General features: G+C 67.7%; 21 protein-coding genes and 1 pseudogene. 13 read left to right on the top strand and 9 right to left on the bottom strand.

The genetic code is table 11. From position 1 onward, the window contains the following. Positions 1-5: 5 nt before the first annotated feature. The 3 genes from dpdA to AB0L56_RS03760 are packed head-to-tail and all read right to left on the bottom strand — an operon-like array spanning position 6 to position 2,916. Positions 6-1,226 carry a tRNA-guanine transglycosylase DpdA gene (gene dpdA, locus AB0L56_RS03770; protein ID WP_365418520.1) on the bottom strand — a complete coding sequence of 407 codons (1,221 nt, stop codon included), beginning with the start codon at positions 1,224-1,226 and terminating at the stop codon, positions 6-8. Continuing rightward, positions 1,223-2,356 (bottom strand): DGQHR domain-containing protein DpdB, encoded by a 1,134-nt coding sequence (dbpB, locus tag AB0L56_RS03765; RefSeq protein ID WP_365418517.1) that lies wholly within the window; start codon positions 2,354-2,356, stop codon positions 1,223-1,225. The genes dpdA and dbpB overlap by 4 nt, the downstream gene beginning before the upstream one ends. Beyond that, positions 2,353-2,916 carry a hypothetical protein gene (locus AB0L56_RS03760; RefSeq protein WP_365418512.1) on the bottom strand — a complete coding sequence of 188 codons (564 nt, stop codon included), beginning with the start codon at positions 2,914-2,916 and terminating at the stop codon, positions 2,353-2,355. Before AB0L56_RS03760 ends, dbpB begins: the two co-directional genes overlap by 4 nt. Positions 2,917-3,372: 456 nt before the next feature. Here AB0L56_RS03760 and queC point away from each other — a divergent pair, with 456 nt between their 5' ends. The 6 genes from queC to AB0L56_RS03730 all read left to right on the top strand — a co-directional run bounded on the left by queC (position 3,373) and on the right by AB0L56_RS03730 (position 7,676). After that, entirely contained in the window at positions 3,373-4,068 is a 696-nt protein-coding gene (gene queC, locus AB0L56_RS03755) for a 7-cyano-7-deazaguanine synthase QueC (RefSeq protein ID WP_365418510.1), read from the top strand. 2 nt (positions 4,069-4,070) lie between these two features. Next, positions 4,071-4,706, top strand: coding sequence for a 7-carboxy-7-deazaguanine synthase (gene queE, locus AB0L56_RS03750; protein ID WP_365418507.1), 636 nt, complete (start codon positions 4,071-4,073; stop codon positions 4,704-4,706). Next, positions 4,706-5,062, top strand: a complete 357-nt coding sequence (gene queD / locus AB0L56_RS03745) for a 6-carboxytetrahydropterin synthase QueD (RefSeq protein ID WP_365418504.1) — start codon at positions 4,706-4,708, stop codon at positions 5,060-5,062. The genes queE and queD overlap by 1 nt, the downstream gene beginning before the upstream one ends. A gap of 4 nt (positions 5,063-5,066) precedes the next feature. Then, positions 5,067-5,840, top strand: a complete 774-nt coding sequence (locus tag AB0L56_RS03740) for a GTP cyclohydrolase, FolE2/MptA family (protein WP_365418501.1) — start codon at positions 5,067-5,069, stop codon at positions 5,838-5,840. Positions 5,841-6,169: 329 nt separating this feature from the next. Then, complete coding sequence (locus tag AB0L56_RS03735; protein WP_365418498.1) at positions 6,170-6,685, top strand: VUT family protein; 516 nt, start codon at positions 6,170-6,172, stop codon at positions 6,683-6,685. 325 nt (positions 6,686-7,010) lie between these two features. Then, positions 7,011-7,676: a hypothetical protein gene (locus tag AB0L56_RS03730; RefSeq protein WP_365418496.1), complete on the top strand. Its 666-nt coding sequence runs from the start codon at positions 7,011-7,013 to the stop codon at positions 7,674-7,676. Positions 7,677-8,423: 747 nt separating this feature from the next. Here AB0L56_RS03730 and AB0L56_RS03725 read toward each other — a convergent pair. After that, positions 8,424-8,837 (bottom strand): ATP-binding protein, encoded by a 414-nt coding sequence (locus AB0L56_RS03725; RefSeq protein ID WP_365418493.1) that lies wholly within the window; start codon positions 8,835-8,837, stop codon positions 8,424-8,426. A 252-nt stretch (positions 8,838-9,089) separates the two neighbouring features. Between AB0L56_RS03725 and AB0L56_RS03720 the strand changes: the two genes are divergently transcribed. Both AB0L56_RS03720 and AB0L56_RS03715 read left to right on the top strand, forming a co-directional pair. Then, positions 9,090-9,941: a helix-turn-helix transcriptional regulator gene (locus AB0L56_RS03720; protein ID WP_365418491.1), complete on the top strand. Its 852-nt coding sequence runs from the start codon at positions 9,090-9,092 to the stop codon at positions 9,939-9,941. A gap of 11 nt (positions 9,942-9,952) precedes the next feature. Further along, complete coding sequence (locus tag AB0L56_RS03715; protein ID WP_365418488.1) at positions 9,953-10,144, top strand: hypothetical protein; 192 nt, start codon at positions 9,953-9,955, stop codon at positions 10,142-10,144. Positions 10,145-10,255: 111 nt separating this feature from the next. On the opposite strand, the gene AB0L56_RS03710 is transcribed toward AB0L56_RS03715, so the two are convergent. Genes AB0L56_RS03710 through AB0L56_RS03700 form a run of 3 tightly spaced genes read right to left on the bottom strand, consistent with a single transcriptional unit; the run spans position 10,256 to position 12,388 of the window. After that, entirely contained in the window at positions 10,256-11,104 is an 849-nt protein-coding gene (locus AB0L56_RS03710; RefSeq protein ID WP_365418486.1) for a class I SAM-dependent methyltransferase, read from the bottom strand. Between the two features lie 44 nt (positions 11,105-11,148). Further along, positions 11,149-11,880 carry a hypothetical protein gene (locus tag AB0L56_RS03705; RefSeq protein WP_365418483.1) on the bottom strand — a complete coding sequence of 244 codons (732 nt, stop codon included), beginning with the start codon at positions 11,878-11,880 and terminating at the stop codon, positions 11,149-11,151. Beyond that, positions 11,870-12,388 (bottom strand): SigE family RNA polymerase sigma factor, encoded by a 519-nt coding sequence (locus AB0L56_RS03700; protein ID WP_361028903.1) that lies wholly within the window; start codon positions 12,386-12,388, stop codon positions 11,870-11,872. Before AB0L56_RS03700 ends, AB0L56_RS03705 begins: the two co-directional genes overlap by 11 nt. 219 nt (positions 12,389-12,607) lie before the next feature. On the opposite strand from AB0L56_RS03700, the gene AB0L56_RS03695 reads away from it, so the two are divergent. Further along, positions 12,608-13,717 carry a sigma factor-like helix-turn-helix DNA-binding protein gene (locus tag AB0L56_RS03695; RefSeq protein WP_365418480.1) on the top strand — a complete coding sequence of 370 codons (1,110 nt, stop codon included), beginning with the start codon at positions 12,608-12,610 and terminating at the stop codon, positions 13,715-13,717. 122 nt (positions 13,718-13,839) lie between these two features. Then, the gene (locus tag AB0L56_RS03690) at positions 13,840-15,435 is read left to right on the top strand and encodes a transglycosylase domain-containing protein (RefSeq protein ID WP_365418477.1); all 1,596 of its coding nucleotides are present in this window, start codon (positions 13,840-13,842) and stop codon (positions 15,433-15,435) included. A 243-nt stretch (positions 15,436-15,678) separates the two neighbouring features. Here the strand turns inward: AB0L56_RS03690 and AB0L56_RS03685 are convergent, their stop codons facing one another. Then, the gene (locus AB0L56_RS03685) at positions 15,679-16,677 is read right to left on the bottom strand and encodes a Ku protein (protein ID WP_365418474.1); all 999 of its coding nucleotides are present in this window, start codon (positions 16,675-16,677) and stop codon (positions 15,679-15,681) included. Positions 16,678-16,738: 61 nt separating this feature from the next. Between AB0L56_RS03685 and ligD the strand changes: the two genes are divergently transcribed. After that, entirely contained in the window at positions 16,739-17,620 is an 882-nt protein-coding gene (ligD, locus tag AB0L56_RS03680) for a non-homologous end-joining DNA ligase (RefSeq protein ID WP_365418471.1), read from the top strand. A 17-nt stretch (positions 17,621-17,637) separates the two neighbouring features. Here the strand turns inward: ligD and AB0L56_RS03675 are convergent, their stop codons facing one another. Beyond that, a complete protein-coding gene (locus tag AB0L56_RS03675) occupies positions 17,638-18,441 on the bottom strand; it encodes a nuclease-related domain-containing protein (RefSeq protein ID WP_365418468.1) in 804 nt (267 codons plus the stop codon). Positions 18,442-18,541: 100 nt separating this feature from the next. On the opposite strand from AB0L56_RS03675, the gene AB0L56_RS03670 reads away from it, so the two are divergent. Beyond that, positions 18,542-19,048 carry a dual specificity protein phosphatase family protein gene (locus tag AB0L56_RS03670; RefSeq protein WP_365418465.1) on the top strand — a complete coding sequence of 169 codons (507 nt, stop codon included), beginning with the start codon at positions 18,542-18,544 and terminating at the stop codon, positions 19,046-19,048. A gap of 126 nt (positions 19,049-19,174) precedes the next feature. Further along, a pseudogene (locus AB0L56_RS03665) lies at positions 19,175-19,392 on the top strand (SH3 domain-containing protein); the annotation flags it as partial.

Below are 19,392 nucleotides of genomic sequence, written 5' to 3'. Positions count from 1 at the left end.
AAGCTCTACGTGAAGGCGAGGGAGCGCATTTTTGCCTCGAGCACGGTCAGGTTGTGAAAACCGCGACGTTTGTTGCGTTCCGTCCCTCGGAATATTACGATCTCGACTCCGCATTTCTTGCACAGGGCACAGGGACAGGTGCGCCAGGGTGCGTCACTCAGGGTGCGTTCGTAGAGTGCGAGATAGCTTTTCTTTTTCGGTCCGAGAACGAGGGATTCGTAGGTTTCCAGAGCGCTGAGCACTTCCTCGAGGGATGTCTCTTCGCGGTCGAATTCTCGGAGGGCGCGCAAGCAGGCGCGTTCGGCGGCGATGGCCTGGGACTGGGAGATGCTGCCGGACAGGATGAGCCGTTTGAGGGCGGGGTTGGCGTCGACTTGGGGGACCCTGATGGCCGTGTAGGAGCCGGTTGCGCTGTGGTAGTTGTTGCGGTCGTCCATGAAGGCCTGGCGGAAGGCCGAGGTGCTGTCGAAACTAGTCACGCCGTGGCGGGCGAACTCTTCCATGCTCTCGACCCGGTTGATGCCGAGCAGATGCAGTTCCGTGTCGATGTTGCGGACGCTGTCGATGGCGCCCAGGCAGGCAAGGATTTCGTGGGATTTGAGAGGGACCATGCCACCGAGCGCGATCCGTCGATATCCCATTTTCTGCAGTTCTTGGACGCTGTGCGCGTAACTGTTGGGCCCCCATCCCTGTGCTGCGCCGACGGGTTGAAACCGTACGCCCGTTTTCTTGGTCGCATTGAGGAACTTTTCAGCGAGTGCCAGAGAGATCTGCTGGCGGTTGATCCAGGCGGCTTCGGGTTCTTGGTCGGATTCTTGAGGGATGTATCCGAAAATGATGTGGTCGATACTGATGCCGGCGTCGAATCCGCATCGGCCGTAGAAGTCAAGGACTTCGTCAACTTCGTAGGGTGGGCGCTCTTCATCGATATAATTGAAGGCGCCGCAGTCTCCGATGGTGGAGCATTCGTCGGGAAGGCGGAAGAAGTTCCTGACGCCCAGGCGGTAGAAGCGCTCGCGCTGGGGGGCAGAGTATTTGCCTGCACCCTTCATGGATCCGTCGACAACCGCTTTACTGACAAGGATCCCGTCGTAGGGGATCGGTGTCACGGCCTGGTGGGCGTAGACGTCGTCACGCTGACGGACTCGGTAGGGCGAGTACTCGTCGTTGATGAAGTCGTATGTGGGGCTGACCAGGTCCTGGCTGTCAGGGAAATAGAATTTCACGCGGCCTTTGCCTTTTCCTGCACATAGATACGGAGGAGGTAGTTCGACAGGGTGCTGATGTGGCGCGGGTTGTTCTGGAGCTCGTTCCAGGGGGTGTTCAGGTCGGGCCAGCGTCCCTTGGTCCAGCGGCAGTGCGGAGCGATCAGGGCGAGTTCGGCCCGTGCCAACTCCACGGCATGGGGTGAGGCGGGGTCGATGGCCATCATGACGCGGTCCATCAAGCGTCCCATGGAGCGGATGCCGACACCGTGCATCAGTCGACTCTTGGTCGCCGGCAACCCCCAGGCGTCGGGGAAGGTGTCGCGCACTGCGGTCCAGTAGACGACGAGGATCTGGCGGATGGTCGCCGTGTCGACCGTGCCATTGGATAGGTTTTTGTAGGGAAAGAAGGCGCCTGACGGGGAGTTGAGGGATTCCTGGATGGCCGTGGTGAGGCTGTTGTCCGTGACGACGGCGTCCGTCTTCTGCTCGGCTGTGGTGGACGGGCGGCGCACCAGGCCTCGAAAGGGTGAGTCCTTGTCGTGGTTGAGGGCCTCGACCAGCACGGCTGGGAGTTTGCGGGCGGAGAGCTTGGTCGGCAGCAGGGTGCCGACTTCCGGCAGGAGTTCGGTAACGAGGTTGGTGGGCAGCGGAGATACCGTGTTCACGCGCAAGAACTGGTCGCGCTGGGTTTCCAGGTCTTCGGCGACGAAGCCGGCGATGGTCACAGCCAGGCGGGTGTTGCGGGTGCGGGCCAGGGCGAGGCTGCGCTGCTGGCCGTCGACGATCCAGGCGGGCCGGGGGGCGTCGGGGGCATCGGGCAGGAGGATTTCCAGCGTGCCCGAGGTGCACAAGCCGTCGCTGCTGCTCGGGCCGGGGCTGGACTTGAACCGCACGCTCGAGGGCAGTGCCATGATCAGCCCGTTGGGAAACAGGACCTCGTCGCCGTCCAGGTACTCGAGGATCTGCTTCACGTGCTGCTTCTTCTCAGGGCGTTGGTAGCCGATCAGTTTGCCCGCTTCGTCTCGCGAGATTCGGGCTACGTCGGCGACCTGGTGGACCTCTTCCGCCGCCAAGGTGAACACATACAGCGGGATCGTGGGGTGTTGCTCGATCCGCAGAGCCCGACGCTTAAGCACAGTGGAGGTCATCGTTGGCCAATCGTTGACGAGTACAGTCCTGCGAAGCGCTTTTGCTCGCAGGCCATCCCCTTGTCTCTCAGTAGGCGTAGCAGGCGCGTACGGGACGAGTCTGGGTAGCGGCGTTTCATGTCTTTGATGAATTCGATCACTGCAGCGTCCGACATGGGGGTGCGGGCGTAGCGTTCTGGGCAGGCCGCCTGGCCGACCCAGGTCGTCCAACGCTCTTTAGCGGCAGGGGTAATGAGACGGCCTGGTGTGCAGTGCTGCAGCCAGGCGGCCGCCATGCGCACGTTGAGACTGGTGAGGGTGCCGCCCAGGGCGTTGCGCAGGGCGGCGTTGGCTGGAATTCGCAGCACGCCGTCCAGGTCGCAGGCGCCTCCGATGAGCACCGTGTCCGCTCCGCTGGCCGCCAGGGCGAGCAGCTCGCGGTGCATGGCTTGGGCGTATGTCTCCGACAGCACCACAAGAATTCGTCCGACAGAAGCCGCAATCTTCGACAAGTTGCGACTTTCGTCCATGCGCTGCAGATGATCCCACCAGTCGGCCGCCTGGGAGGTGGAGGAAGCCACGGAATCTGCGTGTCGGGACATGAAAGTGGCCGCGTAGGAGGGGGCGAGACTGGAGACTGATCGCAGACCCAGTCCGGCCGAGGCCACATACAGTCGGGGCGCGAACCCGGCATGGGTAGCAACGGCAGCCAGGGCTTGAGCACGCCGCCACTGGTCCCCTTGGTAGAGATGTGCCAACTCCACCCGCGCCTCGGAGGCGGTACGAAGGCGGCGTTCCCATTCCGTGGCCCTCTCGGGCAGATCCGCGGCGGGCAGATCGCGGGCCCGCAGGGCGGTCACGGGCGGTGAAGCCTTCCGGTCCGTGCACGTGACCACGATGGGCAACTCGTTCACTGCGGATCGACCCCTGGCTTCCCTAACTCGTCTGTTGTTGTGGTTACTGTAGCCGCTAGTTACAGGGGGTAGGCTTCACCTGCCTCAACTGAGGCAACCGGACATCGACAAGGGAGTGACAGCATGGACCGTCCCGCGATCGTGTTGCTGAGCGGCGGCCTGGACTCGACCACGGTGCTGGCCATCGCCAAAAACCAGGGATTCACCCCCTATGCGCTCAGCTTCCGCTACGGTCAGCGCCACTCCATCGAGTTGGAGGCAGCCCGGCGGGTCGCCCAGGCGCAGGGGGTGGCCCGGCACGTCATCGCCGACATCGATCTGCGGGTCTTCGGCGGCTCCGCCCTGACCGCCGACATCGAGGTGCCCAAGCACGACTCACTTCAGGACAAGCCGCAATCCGGGGTACCGATTACGTACGTGCCGGCCCGCAACACGATCTTCTTGTCGTTCGCGCTGGCGTTCGCCGAGACCGTCGGAGCCAGTGACATCTTCACCGGGGTTACGGCCGTGGACTACAGCGGCTATCCCGACTGCCGCCCCGAGTACATGGAGGCCTTTGCCACAATGGCCAACCTAGCTACCCGGGCCGGAGTTGAAGGCACCTCCAAGATCACGCTGCACTCCCCCCTGATCGCGCTGTCCAAGGTCGACATCGTCCGCGAGGGCCTGCGTCTGGGTGTGGACTATTCCCTGACCTCCTCCTGCTACGACCCCGACGACCATGGACGGGCCTGCGGCAAGTGCGAGACCTGCCTGCTGCGCCTGAAAGGCTTCGCCGAGGCCGGCGTGACGGACCCGGTCCAGTACCAGAGCGCCTGAGCATGACCTACCTGATCAAGGAAATCTTCTACACCCTCCAAGGGGAAGGCAGCCACGCAGGGCGCCCTGCAGTCTTCTGCCGCTTCTCGCGCTGCAACCTGTGGACCGGCCGGGAACGCGACCGCGCCCGCGCCATCTGCCAGTTCTGCGACACCGACTTCGTCGGCACCGACGGCGAAGGCGGCGGCCGCTTCACCACCGCCGACGACCTGGCCGCCGCCGTGGAGGCTGCCTGGCCCACTGCCGATCGCGCACGCCGGTTCGTGGTGTGTACCGGAGGAGAACCCCTACTGCAGTTGGACGAGAAGGCCATCAACGCCCTCCACGACCGCGGCTTCGAAGTCGCAGTGGAAACCAACGGCACCCGCCCGGCACCCCGGGGTATCGACTGGCTGTGCGTAAGCCCCAAGATCGGCTCCACACTGGTCCTCACTCACGGCGACGAACTCAAGCTGGTCTATCCCCAGGCCGGCGGCGACCCCGCCCAGTTCGAAGACCTCAACTTCCGCCACTTCAGACTGCAACCCCTGGACGACGCTCATCGCGAGGCCCACACTCGCGCCGCCGTCGAGTACTGCTTGAAGAACCCGCGCTGGACACTTTCCCTCCAGACGCACAAGTATCTGGGAATTCAGTAATGGAAATCTTTCGCGAGTTCACCTTTGAAGCGGCCCACCGCCTGCCACGTGTCCCCGAAGGACACAAGTGCGCCCGCCTCCATGGCCACTCCTACAAAATCACCGTGCACGTCGAAGCGCCAGTAAATGCGGAAGCGGGCTGGGTACTGGACTTCGCCGACGTCAAGCGTGCATTCAAGCCCATCGACGCACAACTAGACCATTATTACCTGAACGACATCGAAGGCTTGGAAAACCCCACCAGCGAGAACCTGGCCCGCTGGATCTGGGACCGGATGATCGCCGAACTCCCCGCCCTGTCAGCGATCACCGTGCGCGAGACGTGCACCTCCGGTTGCACCTACCGAGGCGAGTAGCAGCATGCGCGACATCCAAAACGAGGCCGACCACCGCGGCATCGCCATCGACGAAGTAGGAATCAGCGGCCTGCGCTACCCGGTCACGTTCGATGACGGCCACACGCGCCAGCACGGCATCGCCGACATCAGCGTCACCGTCGGCCTGCAGGCCGACCGGCGGGGCACCCACATGAGCCGCATGATCGCCCTGGTGCACGAGGAAGTAGCTACTCTCGCCCCGCAGGAGTTGCCCATCGCCCTCAAACGAGGGCTCGCCTTGCTGGAATCCCCCACCCTGGCCGTGACGCTGTCCCTGCCCATCGCCACGACCGTGACCGCACCCGCCAGTAAGCGGCAGTCGTGGCAAACCCACGACGTTACCATCACCGGCCGCATTACCCCTGACACCTGCACCGTCACGACCACGGTGACCACCGACGTCACCAGTCTGTGCCCGTGCTCCAAGGTCATCTCCGACTACGGGGCCCACAACCAACGCAGCGAGATCACCCTCACGGTCACGGGCACCGCCGACGAGCCCTACCCCCTGGCGATCCACGAAATCGTCGACCTGCTGCGCAGCGCCGGTTCCGCCCCTGTCCTACCCCTCGTCAAGCGGCCCGACGAACGCGTCGTCACCATGCAGGCTTACGACCATCCCGTTTTCGTCGAAGACATCATCCGTGACATAAGCCTTGCCTGTCGTAAAAGGGGGCTGAATCACGCGATTCGTGCGAAGAATCTGGAAAGCATTCACAGCCACGACGCCATCGCCAGCCTGACCCACACCGGCTGAGCCCACGCCCGCCCGAGCCCGCGGGAGGCGTCCACTGGCGGCTATGCACGCGTCCCGTGGCCCGTACAGCGGGCTGGCATCCGTGACACTGTCTGGCATGCCCGCCGTCGAGAGCCCCACCCGAGTCTCTCAGCGCAGCATCGCCGCCTGACCCCACCCGGACCTTGCACACTGCCGGAACCAGGCACTTCCCCTCAGCACTTCAGCACGGACCGACGCCTTATGGATGTCAGTGCCGTGCGCTGCATGTCTGCACGTTCGTCCCACCCACCCGCTCGCCGCCGCTGGAGCCGAGCGCAGCACCCCACCACCGAGACAGAAAGTAGATCGTGAAAGCCCCCGCTCCTGCCGGTATCGCCACACTCATCGCCTACATCGCCACTATTCCAACCGCCAACTTGGCCGTCACTCACTTCGGCGCGGTACCCGTCGGCCTCAATTACGTCGCACCTGCTGGCGTCTACCTCGTCGGCCTGGCGCTCGTCCTGCGCGACCTTGCACGCGAGGCGACCGGCCGTGGCGCGATTCTCGCCGCCATAGCCGTCGGCACCGTCCTCTCCTACCTCCTCGCCGACCCCAGCCTCGCCACTGCCTCAGCGGTCGCCTTCGCCGTCGCTGAAACCATGGACTTCGTCGTCTACGAACCCCTGCGCAAGCGAGGACTACTGGTCGCAATACTCGCCTCAAACATCGTCGGACTTCTCGCCGACAGCTTCTTGTTCCTCCACCTTGCCTTCGGCTCCCTCAACTACCTGCCTGGACAAATCCTCGGCAAAATGTGGATGACCTTCGCAGCCGTCGTAGTCCTGGCGCTACTGCGCCGCCGTTACCGCGTCATCGCCTGAATGTCCCAACCTGTCATCCACGCATGGCAGGAAAAAAACTGACTGCAATCGTCTTCGCTCAGGCCCTGCGCGGACAGGCCCTTTCAATCAAGCGGCCGCTCGCTGCCGTTACTCCGACTCGCGAGCCGGTGACGCGGGTTCGAATCCCGCCGGCGATCTCGAGTCTCTGCACACCTACGGCACGAGCCGCCCGCCACAAGGAACCAGACGGGCGGCTTCGCAGTCATGCCAGAGCCTTCGCACCGCAATCCGGCCGGGCGAAGGCTCCGATAGCACCCGTCAGGCAGGAGCCTGACGTCTCGGAGGCGTGCGCTTGAATGAGCAGGTGACCGTTCATGACGTTGCTCGACACCTGCCCGAAATAGCAGTCCTACGCGAGCACTGCCGCTCCCTGGCCGTCCTGGAGGCAGTCCTGAGCCCTGAGTGGGAGAGCCGCCACCACTCCTTCGACGACCACTGGTCCGAGACGGAGTCGGTGGCCTCGATGCGGAACGGATCGGGCGACGAGTACTCGATCGTTTTCTCACCCGCCGGCGTCTACGTGCGGGGATTCGATCACGAATCGCCCATGAGCCCCTATGCGGAGGACGGGCCATGGCCCGGAGTGCTCGACGAGGTTCCTGAGGTCTTCCGGCCTTATGTCGAAGCACCGGCGTTCTCTGACGAAGACGGAATACCCCTCGTCACTGCCTATACGTGGCGCGAGACAGTCGACGCCCGTTGGAAGGTGGGAACGATCGACTTTCCCGATGCGGCGACAGAAGATTCGGACGGGGCCGGATACCTCTTCCGACTGCTGGTGGATCGCACCCCGGAAGCGTTTCAGCGATGGGCCGAGGATCACTACGAGGTCCCGGTCGACTTGGAGGCCGTTCGTCACGTCTTCTCTTCCCGCCCGCTGACCGAAGAAGCGGTCCGCGCGTTGAACTCGGAAATCGTCCTGGCGGATCTCTCGGAGGACATTGCGGAGATCGGCTATCCGACGAGCTGAGACGCAGAGCACCAATGCGGCCCCAGGACGCGATACCAGGGGCGTCGGAGGTGGGCAGTGATGCCTATTCGTACTCGCGCAGCAAGTCTGCGATGCGCCGGCCCTGTGGCATATCGCCTCACGTCTGTCGATCATGCGAGGCTTGGCCGATCGGCCCGAAGATGTGCCCGCAGTGTTCGCCGGGCGGTTCAACAGCGGCGACGCCGCCGCGTTGGCGCAGGTCTACGGGGACGCAGCAGTGCTGGTGCCGCAGCCGGGAACACCGGCGACCTGCCCTGTACTGCATGCCGTGAACGGCCGCCTGCAAGGGCTCGGAGTTCCCATCGCGGTCCGTCCGCGGCATGTGTACCGCAGCGGGGACGTGGCGCTGCTGATAGTCGACTGGGTCATCGACGGGACCGGGCGGGAGGGGCAGAGCCGTGCACGTCGAGGGCACTGCCACCGACATCGCCCGGCGGGGTGCGGACGGCCGTTGGCGGTATGTCATCGACAACCCCTTCGGCACCCGCGCACAGCGACTCCCGACCGAGGACACCGTGGACCCAGGGTGCTGAGCGGGCACACCTGGGAAATACCGAGGCCCCTGGTGGATGCCAGGGGCCCGGGCATGGTCGGGTGCTCTCGCCGTGCCGTGGAGCGCCGAGCTGAGCGGGTCGAGGACCGCGCGAGCCGTGGCCGGTTCAGCGAGATCGGCGGGCGGCCGGGACGCCCGGCTGCTCGACCAGGTCCAGCGAGCGCTTCGTCGGGTCAACCGCCTTGGTGGAAGGGGAGGCCCGCGATCACGGATGTTCCGCGGGTGGGGCGGGGGCGGACTGTCCAGGCGGTGGCGAGGTGGTTGACGAGGAGTAGGCCCCGGCCGTTCTCCGAGTCCGTGTCCGGGTGGGTCAGTTCGGGCTTGCCGGTGCCGGGATCGGATACGGCTAGCCAGTAGTGGCCGTCGGCCGGCCACAGGACGAGTTCGATCAGGTCCTCGTCCTCCCGGAGGGTTCCGTGGCGGATCGCGTTGGTGACCAGTTCGGAGGTCAGCAGGCTCAAGTCGTCGCTCAGGTGCGGGCGGAGGGCGTGTGGCAGTGACTCCGCGACGGCTTGGCGGGCTCGCCGGACAGAGGTGGGGTGGGCGGGGAAGTGCCAGTGATCGGGTACCAGGGGGATTTCGGGCATGGTGAACTCCGGTGCGGTGGGGATGGTTTGGGGTCGCCGGTGGCCTGCCGCCCTGGTCGCGGGCACACCCGTCCCAAGGCAGGCGGGCATGCTCGCGCGGTGCACTTCCGGCTCGCGTTGTGTAACTTGCGCGATACTGACAGTAGAGCAGCAGGGGCCATATTTGCCATGCCGCCCGAAATAATGGCCTCGAAGCGGTGAAATTGTGTTCATAGGACTGATCAGGGCGCTGCACCGTATGGAAGGAACGGCATGCCTCCGAGGACGATCCTCACTCAACGACAGAAGCGTCTGGGGAGCGAATTGCGCAGGATGCGCACGTCAGCCGGCATGTCCGCGGAGTACGCCGCAGGGCTCCTCGGCGTCGACCGGAGCCGCATTTCCAACATGGAGTCCGGACTGCGCGGCATCAGCGTAGAGCGGTTGCGCACGCTGGCCTGCAACTGCGACTGCACCGACGAGACTTACGTCGATGCCCTCGCCGAAATGGCCGAGCCCGGCCAGGCGGGTTGGTGGGAGCGCTATCGGGGCAGCTTGCCCCAGGGCTTCCTGGACATCGCCGAAACCGAGGCCTACGCGGTGTGTCTGCGGGGTGCGAACACCGTGCACGTGCCGGGGCTGCTCCAGACGTCGGAGCACGCCACGGCCATCTTCCGCGCCGTCGTCCCGCAGCTTCCTGAACATGAAGTCGCTCTCCGTCTCGCTCACCGTTCAGAACGCCAGAGTGTGCTCACTCGCGACCATCCGGTTCCTTATGTGGCCGTGATCCATGAAGCGGCGCTTCGGATGCAGTTCGGAGGACCGGACGTTGCCCGAGGGCAGCTGAAGTACCTGCTGGAAGTCTCCGAGTGGGACAACGTCACCGTGCTTGTGCTTCCCTTCGATCACGGCGCCTTCCCGGGAGCGGGACAGACGGTCGTCTACGCCGAAGGGCCCGTGTCGCAGCTCGACACCGTGCAGATCGACAACTCTCATGGACCGGACTTCCTCCACACCGACGGTCAGCTCGCGAAATACCGCGCCCAGCTCGACCTGTTGGAAGATCTGGCACTGTCCCCGGAACGGTCCCGCGACTTCATCCGCGAGATCGCTCACCAACTTTGAGGAGTGGCCACATGGCTGTCATCGCCTGGGAAGCCCCGTTCTGCGGCGAGGGGAGCTCCTGCTTCCGCCTCGGTACCGACTCCGAGGGCAACGGATACATAGCTGTTGTCGGCCAGGAGCACAGCCCTCTTACCGACTCCCTCGAAGCCCTGCGCACCCTCATCACCGACATCAAGGCCGGTAAAGCCGACCACTTGCTGTAGAGCCCAGTGGCATTGCTACTCGCGCGTCGTGCGGCCTCAGCCGGCCCGAGGCGTGCGGCAACACGAACTGAGTCGCCTGGCAGACGGTGTTGAGGCGGCAGTACCTACTACCTAGCTGGGCCAGGTCGCCGTGGCCAGCCAGTAGCGGGCCGTGAGGTGTACGCCGTCGGTTGATTCGTAGAGGTGGAAGGCGTCGGCTGCTGCCTGTCGGGCGTGGGTTACCGACTCCGGGGTGGCGTCGCGCAGCCAGTGGCGCATCGGGCCCCAGCCGAAGAGGAAGTCGGCGGCGTCCGTCGCGTTCGGGCCCCAGCGTTGGGAGACCTCCAGGGGGGTGATGGCCAGCTGATCGAAACCGGCCGTCGACAGGACGCTTGTCGTACGTTCCGGGTCCGCGAAGGCGGCGGGGCCGATTTCGGTCTTTTGCGAGAAGTCCGGCAGGCGTACGTGCTCGGCCACGGCCTTGAAGATCGTCGACTGGTCCATCATGTCGAGCGGTTGCGGGCATACGAAGGCCAGCCGGCCGGACGGACGCAGCGCGCGGCCTATGTTCGTGAACGCGGCCACCGGGTCGGCGAAGAACATGATGCCGAAGCGGCTCAGGGCCACGTCGAACGAGGCGGTCTCGAACGGGTGCACCTGGGCGTCGGCCTGGATGTGGGTGACGTTGGTGAGGCGTTCCTCGACGGCGCTCGCCCGGGCCCGTTCCAGCATGGGTGTGGACAGGTCGACGCCGACGGCGCGGCGCGCGGTGCGGGCGGCGAGCCTGGTCAGGCGGCCGTTGCCGCAGCCGATGTCCAGGACGCTGTCCGTGTCGCGGAGGCGGGCTGCGTCCAACAGCGGGGCGTTGGTGGGGTCGTTGAGGGCGTCGTAGCGCGACTGGTGCTCGGCCCAGTGCCGGCCCTCGTAGCCGTTCCACGCCTCGAACTGGTGGGTGTTCACTATCCGGTTGTCGTCGGCCATGTGTGCCATGGTGCCTTGAGGGCCGCGTTCTGGGGTACGGGTACCTACGGTTTCTCCGTCTCCGGCAGGGTGGTCGCCGCCCCGGAGGCCGGTACGGCGGCGATGGCTCCGGCGTCCGGGGGCACCGTCGACGTCACCTCGATCCCGTCGCCCTCGCGGACCTGGTCGTAGAACCACTGCGCGTCCTTGAAGCTCATGCCCAGCCAGCCCGTGTCGTCCGACAGACCCTCGAGCACCTTGGCGTCGAAGGTGAGGGCACCCGCGTAGACGGGCTTTCCGTCGGGGGCGCGCAGCTCCACCAGGTACGGGACCTTGACCTCCTCGATCGTCGGATCACCCTTGAGCGGCAGCACCGCGTTGTCGGCCTTGGAGACCACCGTCAGCCGGTCGTCGGACGGGGACCGGCCGAAGGAATTCGAGTCGACGCGGATCACCCGGTCGCGGACGGTGAGGGTGTGCAGGCCGAGATCCAGCAGGCCGGACGCGGGGCGGCTGGGGTGGGTGGGGGTGGGGGTGGGGGTCGCCGCGGTCGGGGCGGGTGTCTGCGAGGACGCGCCCGGCAGCTGCCGTTTCCCCGCGGGGTCCTCGGTGTGCAGAGTGAAGGCGGCTGCCGTCACCACACAGGCCGCCGTCGCCGCCGTACCGAGGGCGACGGTCGCCCTGCGGCGGCGGGAGCGGCGCCGGGCGCGGTCGCGGATCCCCGCAGCGTCCACGCGCGGCGGGGTCTCATGCTGTGCCGCCAACTCGCGCAGGGCATCGGCGAGTTCATCCGACACGGCCGCCCTCCTCCCAGGCCGGCTCCTCGGCGGCCTCGTCCACCGCCAGATGCCTGGCCAGTGCCGCCCGTCCGCGGGACAGTCTGGCCTTGACCGTCCCCACGGGCGCGTCGGTCTCGGAGGCTACCTGTTCGACACTGAGGTCGCACAGGTGGTGCAGCACGACCGCCATGCGCTGCGCCTCCGGAAGTTGACGCAGCGCCGCGACGAGGGCGGCGCGGTCGGGCCCCGGGCCGGGCGTCGGCTCGGGCGGCGGGGTGCGCCGTACCAGTTCCAGCCAGCGTCTCGCCCGCCGCCAGCGGCTCACCGCGAGACGCATGGCGACGGTGCGTATCCAGGCCTCGGGGGCCTCGTCGGCCACCAGTTTGTGGCGCCGGTCCCAGGCCCTCACGAACGCCTCCTGGACCACGTCCTGGGCCTCGCCGAGGTCCCCGGTGAAGGCGTAGAGCTGCCCGGTCAGCCGGGGGAAAGCGGCCGCGTAGAAAGCGTCGAACTCGTCCTCGGTCATGCCCTCCACCGGAGTCTCGGATTTTCCCCTGCAACCCTTCCGCCACTGCCATGCGTACAGGTTTCGCAGGTCGCGCACATCGAAGCACACCCCTGGAGGAAGACGATGAACACGGGTACCGGGATCCATCGACCCGTCGTGCAGGTGGGTGCGCACCGCAGAGGGGCCGCGGCGAGAGACGTGAGGTACCTCCCGCCCCCGTCGGGTTACGCCTCCCAAGTGCCTGTTGTGGACAGCGACTTCGACGTGTACGCCCGTGGCGTGTGGCCGCGGCTGGTCGCCACCGCCCGGCTGCTCACCGAAGACTCCCGCGCCGGGGAGGAGTTGGCCCGGCGCACCCTGGTGCGGGTGTGTGCGCGGTGGCGGCGGATCCCGCGCAACGACGTCGACTTCCATGTACGGCGCTGTCTTGTCCGAGGCTATCTGCGGACGCATCGCATCGGAGGTCGGCGGCGGGCGGTGCTGGTGCTGCGGCACTGGTCGGGGCTGGGAGAGCCCGAAATCGCGCAGGTGCTGGGGTGTTCGGTCGGTGCCGTACGTGCGCTGCTGCGCCGCGGGGCCAAGAACGTCCCGCCCGAGGCCAGGCAGGCGAGGTTCGCCGCGCTGATGTCCGGCTTCGTGCCGTCGGCCGTTCCGCTGGACGACATCCGGCGGGACGGTGCGCTGCGGCGCCGCCGGCGGGCGGGTGTCGTCGCCGCGGGGTGCGCGCTGCTGCTCGCGCCGCCCGCCGTGCTCACCTCCGGTTCCCTCACGGGCGGTGACACCACCGGGGCCGCGGAGGCTCCCGACCAGCCGGCGCCCGGCCCGGTGCGCATCGTCGCCCCTGGTGAGCGGGTGGCCGCGGCTCCGGGGGTGGACGTCTGGCTGACTCCGGACGGCCACCACTGGTCCTCCGCGCAGGCGCCGACGCGGTTCCGCCCGGTGAGCGACGGGAACCTGGATCACGGCAGGCCGGGGATCTCCGTCCAGGGCGAGCGGCTGGACGACGAGACGTACTTCCAGACGGGCGTGTACTACGGCCTGGACGGCGAGGCCGCCCGTATCGAGATCCGCACCGGTGGCAGGACCGTCACCGCCAACGTGCTGACGCTGGCCGGGAGTCCGGGGTGGGGTGTGTGGTACGCGAAGACACCGGTCGGCGAGGGCGGGAGCGGGGGCGGCAGCAGGCAGGTCGTTACGGTGTACGACGCCAGTGGTGACGTTCTGGTGCGGTCGGAGCTTGGGCCGGCGGTCGGGCGGGCGGTGCCCGTGGGGTCGGTGCCTGAGGGGAGGGCGCCTGGGCAGTCGGGGCCTGGGGAGACGGTGCCTGCGGGGGTGTGGCGGTTGTGAAGCTGCCTTCGCTGGGTGTCCGGGGGCGTCGCCGGTCCGGGGAACGGGCTGCGCGTGTGCCTTTTCGTGTCCGTCTCCGGCGCAATCGGGGGCGCTGGCTGCGGCGGCTTTTCTTCTGTTTTGTGGGGTTCCTCGCCGTCGTCTGCGGTGCGGCTGTTGTGGCGTACAAGCTGACCGTCATTCCTGAGCCGCACCCCGAGACGGTGGTGCAGAGCACGGTCTTCGTGGACGCCGAGGGCTCCTACCTGGGCCGGCGGGGTCCCGTGGATCGGCAGGAGGTGCCGCTGTCTCAGGTGCCCCGGCATGTCCAGGACGCGGTGATCGCGGCCGAGAACCGGTCGTTCCGTACGGACACGGGGGTGTCACCGCGCGCCATCGCCCGCGCGGTGTGGGCCACGGTGTCCGGCGGCGCCCCGCAGGGCGGTTCCACCATCACGCAGCAGTATGTGAAGAACGCGCTGCTCAGCCCCGAGCGTTCGCTGTCCCGCAAGGCGCGGGAGGCGCTGATCGCCATCAAGCTCGATCGCACGCGCGACAAGGATGAGATCCTTGAGGGCTATCTCAACACGGTGTACTTCGGCCGGGGGGCCGCCGGTGTCCAGGCCGCCGCTCGGAACTACTTCGACGTGGCGGTGAAGGACCTGACCGTCTCCCAGGGCGCCGCGTTGGCCTCGATCGTCAACATCCCCTCCTACTACGAGAAGGCGGGGTCTGATCCAAAGGTGACCGCGAAGCTGCGGTACCGCTGGGAGTGGGTGCTCGACGCGATGGAGGCCGGCGGCAGCATTACGGCCGCCCAGCGGGCGGAGGCCCGTTTTCCGGCGTTCCGGTTCTATCCGCCGGGCGGGACGGAGGGGCAGCGGCAGTATCTGATCGACGTGGCGTCGAAGGAGGCCGCCGACCGGCTGGGTATCACCGAGGACCAACTGGCACGCGGCGGGTACACCGTGCACACCACCTTTGATCTGGCGTTGCAGGACGCCACCGCGGAGTCGGTGAAGGAGCGCACGAAGGGTGGGAGCGGGGGTGGCAGGTCCGGGGGGAAGGGCGGCATCCGGGTGCATACGGCCGTGGTGGGGATCGAGCCCGGGGACGGGGCCGTGCGGGTGCTGTACGGCGGGGCGGATTATGCGCGGCAGCCGTTCAACGATGCGGTGAGTGGGGCGGTGGAGGCGGGGTCGGTGCTTGATCCGTTCGCCGGGGTGCGGCTGGGTGGGCCGCTGCGGGGGTTGCGCGATGTTACGGCGCCTACACCGTTGCGGCTGGCGTCGGCGTATGCGGCTGTGGCCGCGGAGGGTGTGCATGCGGCTCCTCATACTGTGGCGCGGATTACTCGGGAGGGGCGGACGGTGGATACCGCTCGCGCGGAGAGGCGGCGGGTGATGGATGAGAAGGGCGTCTACGTGGTGACCGCGCAGGCGGACGGCTCTGGCTGGGGGGCGTCCGAGGTGGGTGTTCCCCCGGCCGTCGACCGGGCCGGCGTGCGGGGTGGGGGCGGGGCATTCCTCACCGCCGGGGCCGGGGGCGGCATCACCCGGCGCACCGTGTGGTCGGTGGGGTACGACTCCCGGCTCACGCTGGCGGTGGCGCTGTTCGCCGACCGGGCCGGTGCGAAGGAGGGCACTACTGTGCCCGCTCAGTTGCCGAACGATCCGGCCCCGGTGGGGTATGCGGAGTCGCTTTCGCGGCAGATCTGGGATCTGGCGGGGGGGTCGTGACGTGCTGGCGCTGAGGCGCGTGGCGTAGGCGGCGGGGCGGGCTGGGCCGCGCGGGCCGGTGCTTGCGGGTACCGGCGTGGGTGCGGGCCGGGGGTTGTTCGCGCAGCCCGGCGCAAGCGGGGTGCCGTCGCGCCCACCCGTGCCGCCCTGGGGGTACCTCCCAGGCCCTTAAGGCACTGGGGGAGGCACGACTGCCCGCGGCTGGCGCGCCAGCCACCCACCGTGGGCCCCACGGTCACGGTGTCAGGCCGAGCGTTTGCGGGATGCTGTTTTTTTCGCCGCCGTCTTCTTCGCGGGCGACTTTTTCGTCGTCTTCTTTTCGGCCTGCGCCGCCTTCGACGTCGACTTCCGGCTGGAAGACGCCTTCTTCTCCGCCGTCTTCGATGTCGACTTCTTGCCCTCGGTCTCCTTCGGCGCCGTACGCGACGTCTTGCGTTGGGGGAGGTCCTTGACCTGGGCTTCCTCGCCGCGGGACTCGCGTGCCGCGCGGACGCTGTTTTCCAGGGCCGCCATCAGGTCCAGGACCTTGCCGCCCGGCTCCGGCTGGGGAGCCTCCGGTGGGGCCTCGCCGGAGACCTTCGCGGCGATGACCTCCTCCAACGCCTCCCGGTACTCGTCGTGCAGGTCCTCCAGGTCGACCTCGCCGAGGGTGTCCATCAGGGCGTCCGCGAGGTCCAGCTCCTTGTCGCGGACGGTGACGTTGGTGTCGGGCGCGACCCCCTCAGGGGCCCGGACCTCGTCCGGCCAGAGCAGGCCGTGCATGGCGATCGCGTCGCCGACCACACGGAGCATGCCCAGACGCTCCCTGCCGCGCAGGGCGAACTTCGCGATCGCCACCTTTTTGCTCCGTTTCAGCGCCTCGCGCAGCAGCGTGTACGGCTTGGCCGCCTGGGCCCCGCCCGCCGCCAGGTAGTACGCCGCGTCCATCTGGAGCGGGTCGATCCGGTCCCAGGGGATGAAGGCGACGATCTCGATCGTGCGGGCGGTCGGGATCGGCAGGCGGGCCAGGTCCTCGTCGGTGATCGGGATGATCGTGCCGTCCGCGTCCTCGTACCCCTTGCCGATCTCCTGGCCGGAGACCTCGACGTCCTCCAGTTCGCAGAACTTGCGGTACCGGATCCGGCCGCCGTCCTTCGTGTGGATCTGACGGAACGAGATCGAGTGGCTCTCGGTGGCGTTCACCAGCTTGATCGGGATGCTGACCAGGCCGAACGAGATCGCGCCGTTCCAAATGGATCGCACTGCAGCACCTCTCCGGTCAGTGTCGGGGCGTTTGTCATGGTTTGCGTGAGATTCTCATCGTATGGCTCCTATCACTGAGGTGGAGGGGCGACGGCTCGTGCTCAGCAATCTGGACAAGGTGCTGTATCCCGCCACCGGGTTCACCAAGGGGGAGGTACTGCACTACTACGCGACCGTCGCCGACGTGCTGCTGCCGCATCTGCGGGAGCGGCCGGTGTCCTTCCTGCGGTATCCGGACGGGGCGGACGGGGAGGTGTTCTTCACCAAGAACGTGCCTCCGGGTACGCCCGACTGGGTCACCACCGTCGAGGTGCCGAGGAGCGACGGCCCGGCCCGCATGGTGCTGGTGCAGGATCTGCCGAGCCTGATGTGGGCGGCGAACCTGGTCGCCGAGTTCCATACGCATCAGTGGCTCATAGGGGACCCCGGGCAGGCCGACCGGATCGTGTTCGATCTGGATCCGGGGGCGCCGGCGACGATCATGCACTGCTGCGAGGTCGCGTTGTGGCTGCGGGAGCGGCTGGCGGCGGACGGGATCGAGGCCTACGTCAAGACGTCCGGTTCGAAGGGGCTGCATCTGCTGGCCGCGGTGCGGGGCGCCTCCTCCGAGCAGGTGTCGGAGTACGCCAAGACGCTGGCCGTGGAGGCGGAGAAGGCCATGCCCCGGCTGGCGCTGCACCGGATGACCCGGAGTCTGCGGCCGGGGAAGGTGTTCGTCGACTGGAGCCAGAACGCGGCCCGCAAGACCACGGCCACCCCGTACACGCTGCGGGCGCGCCCCGAGCCGCTGGTGTCGGCGCCGGTGACCTGGGAGGAGGTGGAGGAGTGCCGGGCGCCGGACCGGCTGGCGTTCCTGGCGCCCGACATCGAGCCGCGCGTGCAGGAGTACGGCGATCTGCTGGCGCCGCTGCTGGATCCGGCGCACGCGGCCCGGCTGCCGTAGGGCGTGTCGTCAGTCCGTCACAGGCGGGACCAGGTGTTCCGGTCCCTCGCCACGGCGTGCAGGGCCTCGATGTCGGCCGGCTTCAGTACGCCGCCCGGGCGGGTGAGGGCGTCGAGGTCGGGGTCCGTCAGGACGCGCAGCTCGGGGGGTGGGGGCCGGACGGTCACGGCGGACGCGCCGACCAGCACCAGGACCGCGCGGACCTCGGCCGTCAGGGCGTGGGAGGCCCGGTCGGCGTCGGCGCGGACGCGGCGGAGGAGGGGGACGGGTTCATGACGGCCGAAGGCGATCCGGGGGTCGGCGACCGTCACCCGCTGCTTACGGGCGTACAGGGTGTGGACGGCGTAGAGGCCGCCGGGGCCGATCAGCAGGTGGTGGATACGGTCGCCGCCGGGCAGCGGGATCGAGTGCAGGGTGTGCCAGCCGCTCTCCTCCAGGCGGTCCAGGGCCTCGCCCACCGTCTGCTGCGCGGCCAGCGCCCGGCGGCGCGGGTCGGGGCGGAGGCGGCGGGCCGGGCCGGGATCGCGGTCGAGGGCGATCAGCAGTGCCTCGCCGGGACGGTTGGGCGCGAGATCGTCGTCCGGGTGCAGGGTGAGGCGCGCCAGCTCGGCGGGGGTGGGGACCGGCGGCGGGCCGACCGAGACCGGGCCGGTGAGGTAGGGGCCCAGTGCGGTCAGCACCTCGTCCTCCTGATCCTCACGGAGGAGGTTCACCCGGGCCGCCTCACGGTCGTACCAGGCGAGGTTCCTGCCGTCCGGGAGGCAGACGTACAGCCTTGCCCGGCCATGCTGCCAGGTCGGTATGACGCGCAATTCGTTCATGCACCATCACCCCACGTCCATGGGAACAGGCGGGGTGCTCCAGGGGCAAGAAGCCGGTTACCTTGGAGAGGAGTTGGGCGGTGAGGGTGGGGAGGCGCCGTTGCGTACCCGCAGGAATCAACCCGACGTACCGGCTCCGGACGCTCCGTGGAGCGAGGTCGTGCCCGGTCTGTGGATGGGCGGGCACGAGTTCCGGGGGCTGACCGGGCAGCTGGAGTTCGCCGTCGTGAACCGGCAGTTCGATCTTGTGCAGACGCTGCTGCGGCTGCCCGGGCACGGTCCGGATCCCGGGATCGAGCACCACGTGTGGCCCATTCCCGACGGACCGCTGGACGGGACGCAGCTCGCGGGCGTGATCCGGCTCGCCGAGGCGGCGTGCGAGGCGCTGGACGACGGCCGGACGGTCCTCGTGCGCTGTTACCACGGGTACAACCGCTCCGGTCTGGTCATCGCGCACGCACTGATGCGCCAGGGACGCACCGCCGAGGCGGCGATCCGGCTGATCCGATCCCGGCGCTCCTCGTGGGCGCTGCACAACGAGCTGTTCGTCGACTATCTGCGGGCGGGGCTCACCACGGCGCGGCTGCTGGAGGAGCTGACGGAGTAGCCGCCACCCGGAGGGCGGAATGCCGTCACCGATGGCGCAGCAGGGCGGGCGGGCAACTGAGGGCGCTCCTAGTGTGGCGACAAGTCACCTTCGACCCGTTTTCTCCCCCTACATGGAGGTACTGTCATGGCTCCGCGCCACCCGTTCTCTCACCGACTGCCCATAGCACTCGCCGCCGGGGCCCTTGCGGTCGCGACGGCCGTCACCCCCGCCCTCGCCGCCGACGACCCGAACCAGGGCAACCAGGGGTGGTGGAGTCAGCAGGGTGGGAACGGCAACAACAACGGCGGTAACGGGAACAACTTCGGCGGCAACGGCAACAACAACGCCGGGAACGCCAACGT

The sequence above is a fragment of the Streptomyces sp. NPDC052079 genome (assembly GCF_040680275.1).
Taxonomy (GTDB): domain Bacteria; phylum Actinomycetota; class Actinomycetes; order Streptomycetales; family Streptomycetaceae; genus Streptomyces.
Note: the sequence above shows the minus strand (reverse complement) of the source record. Positions and strands in the feature narration are given on the sequence as shown.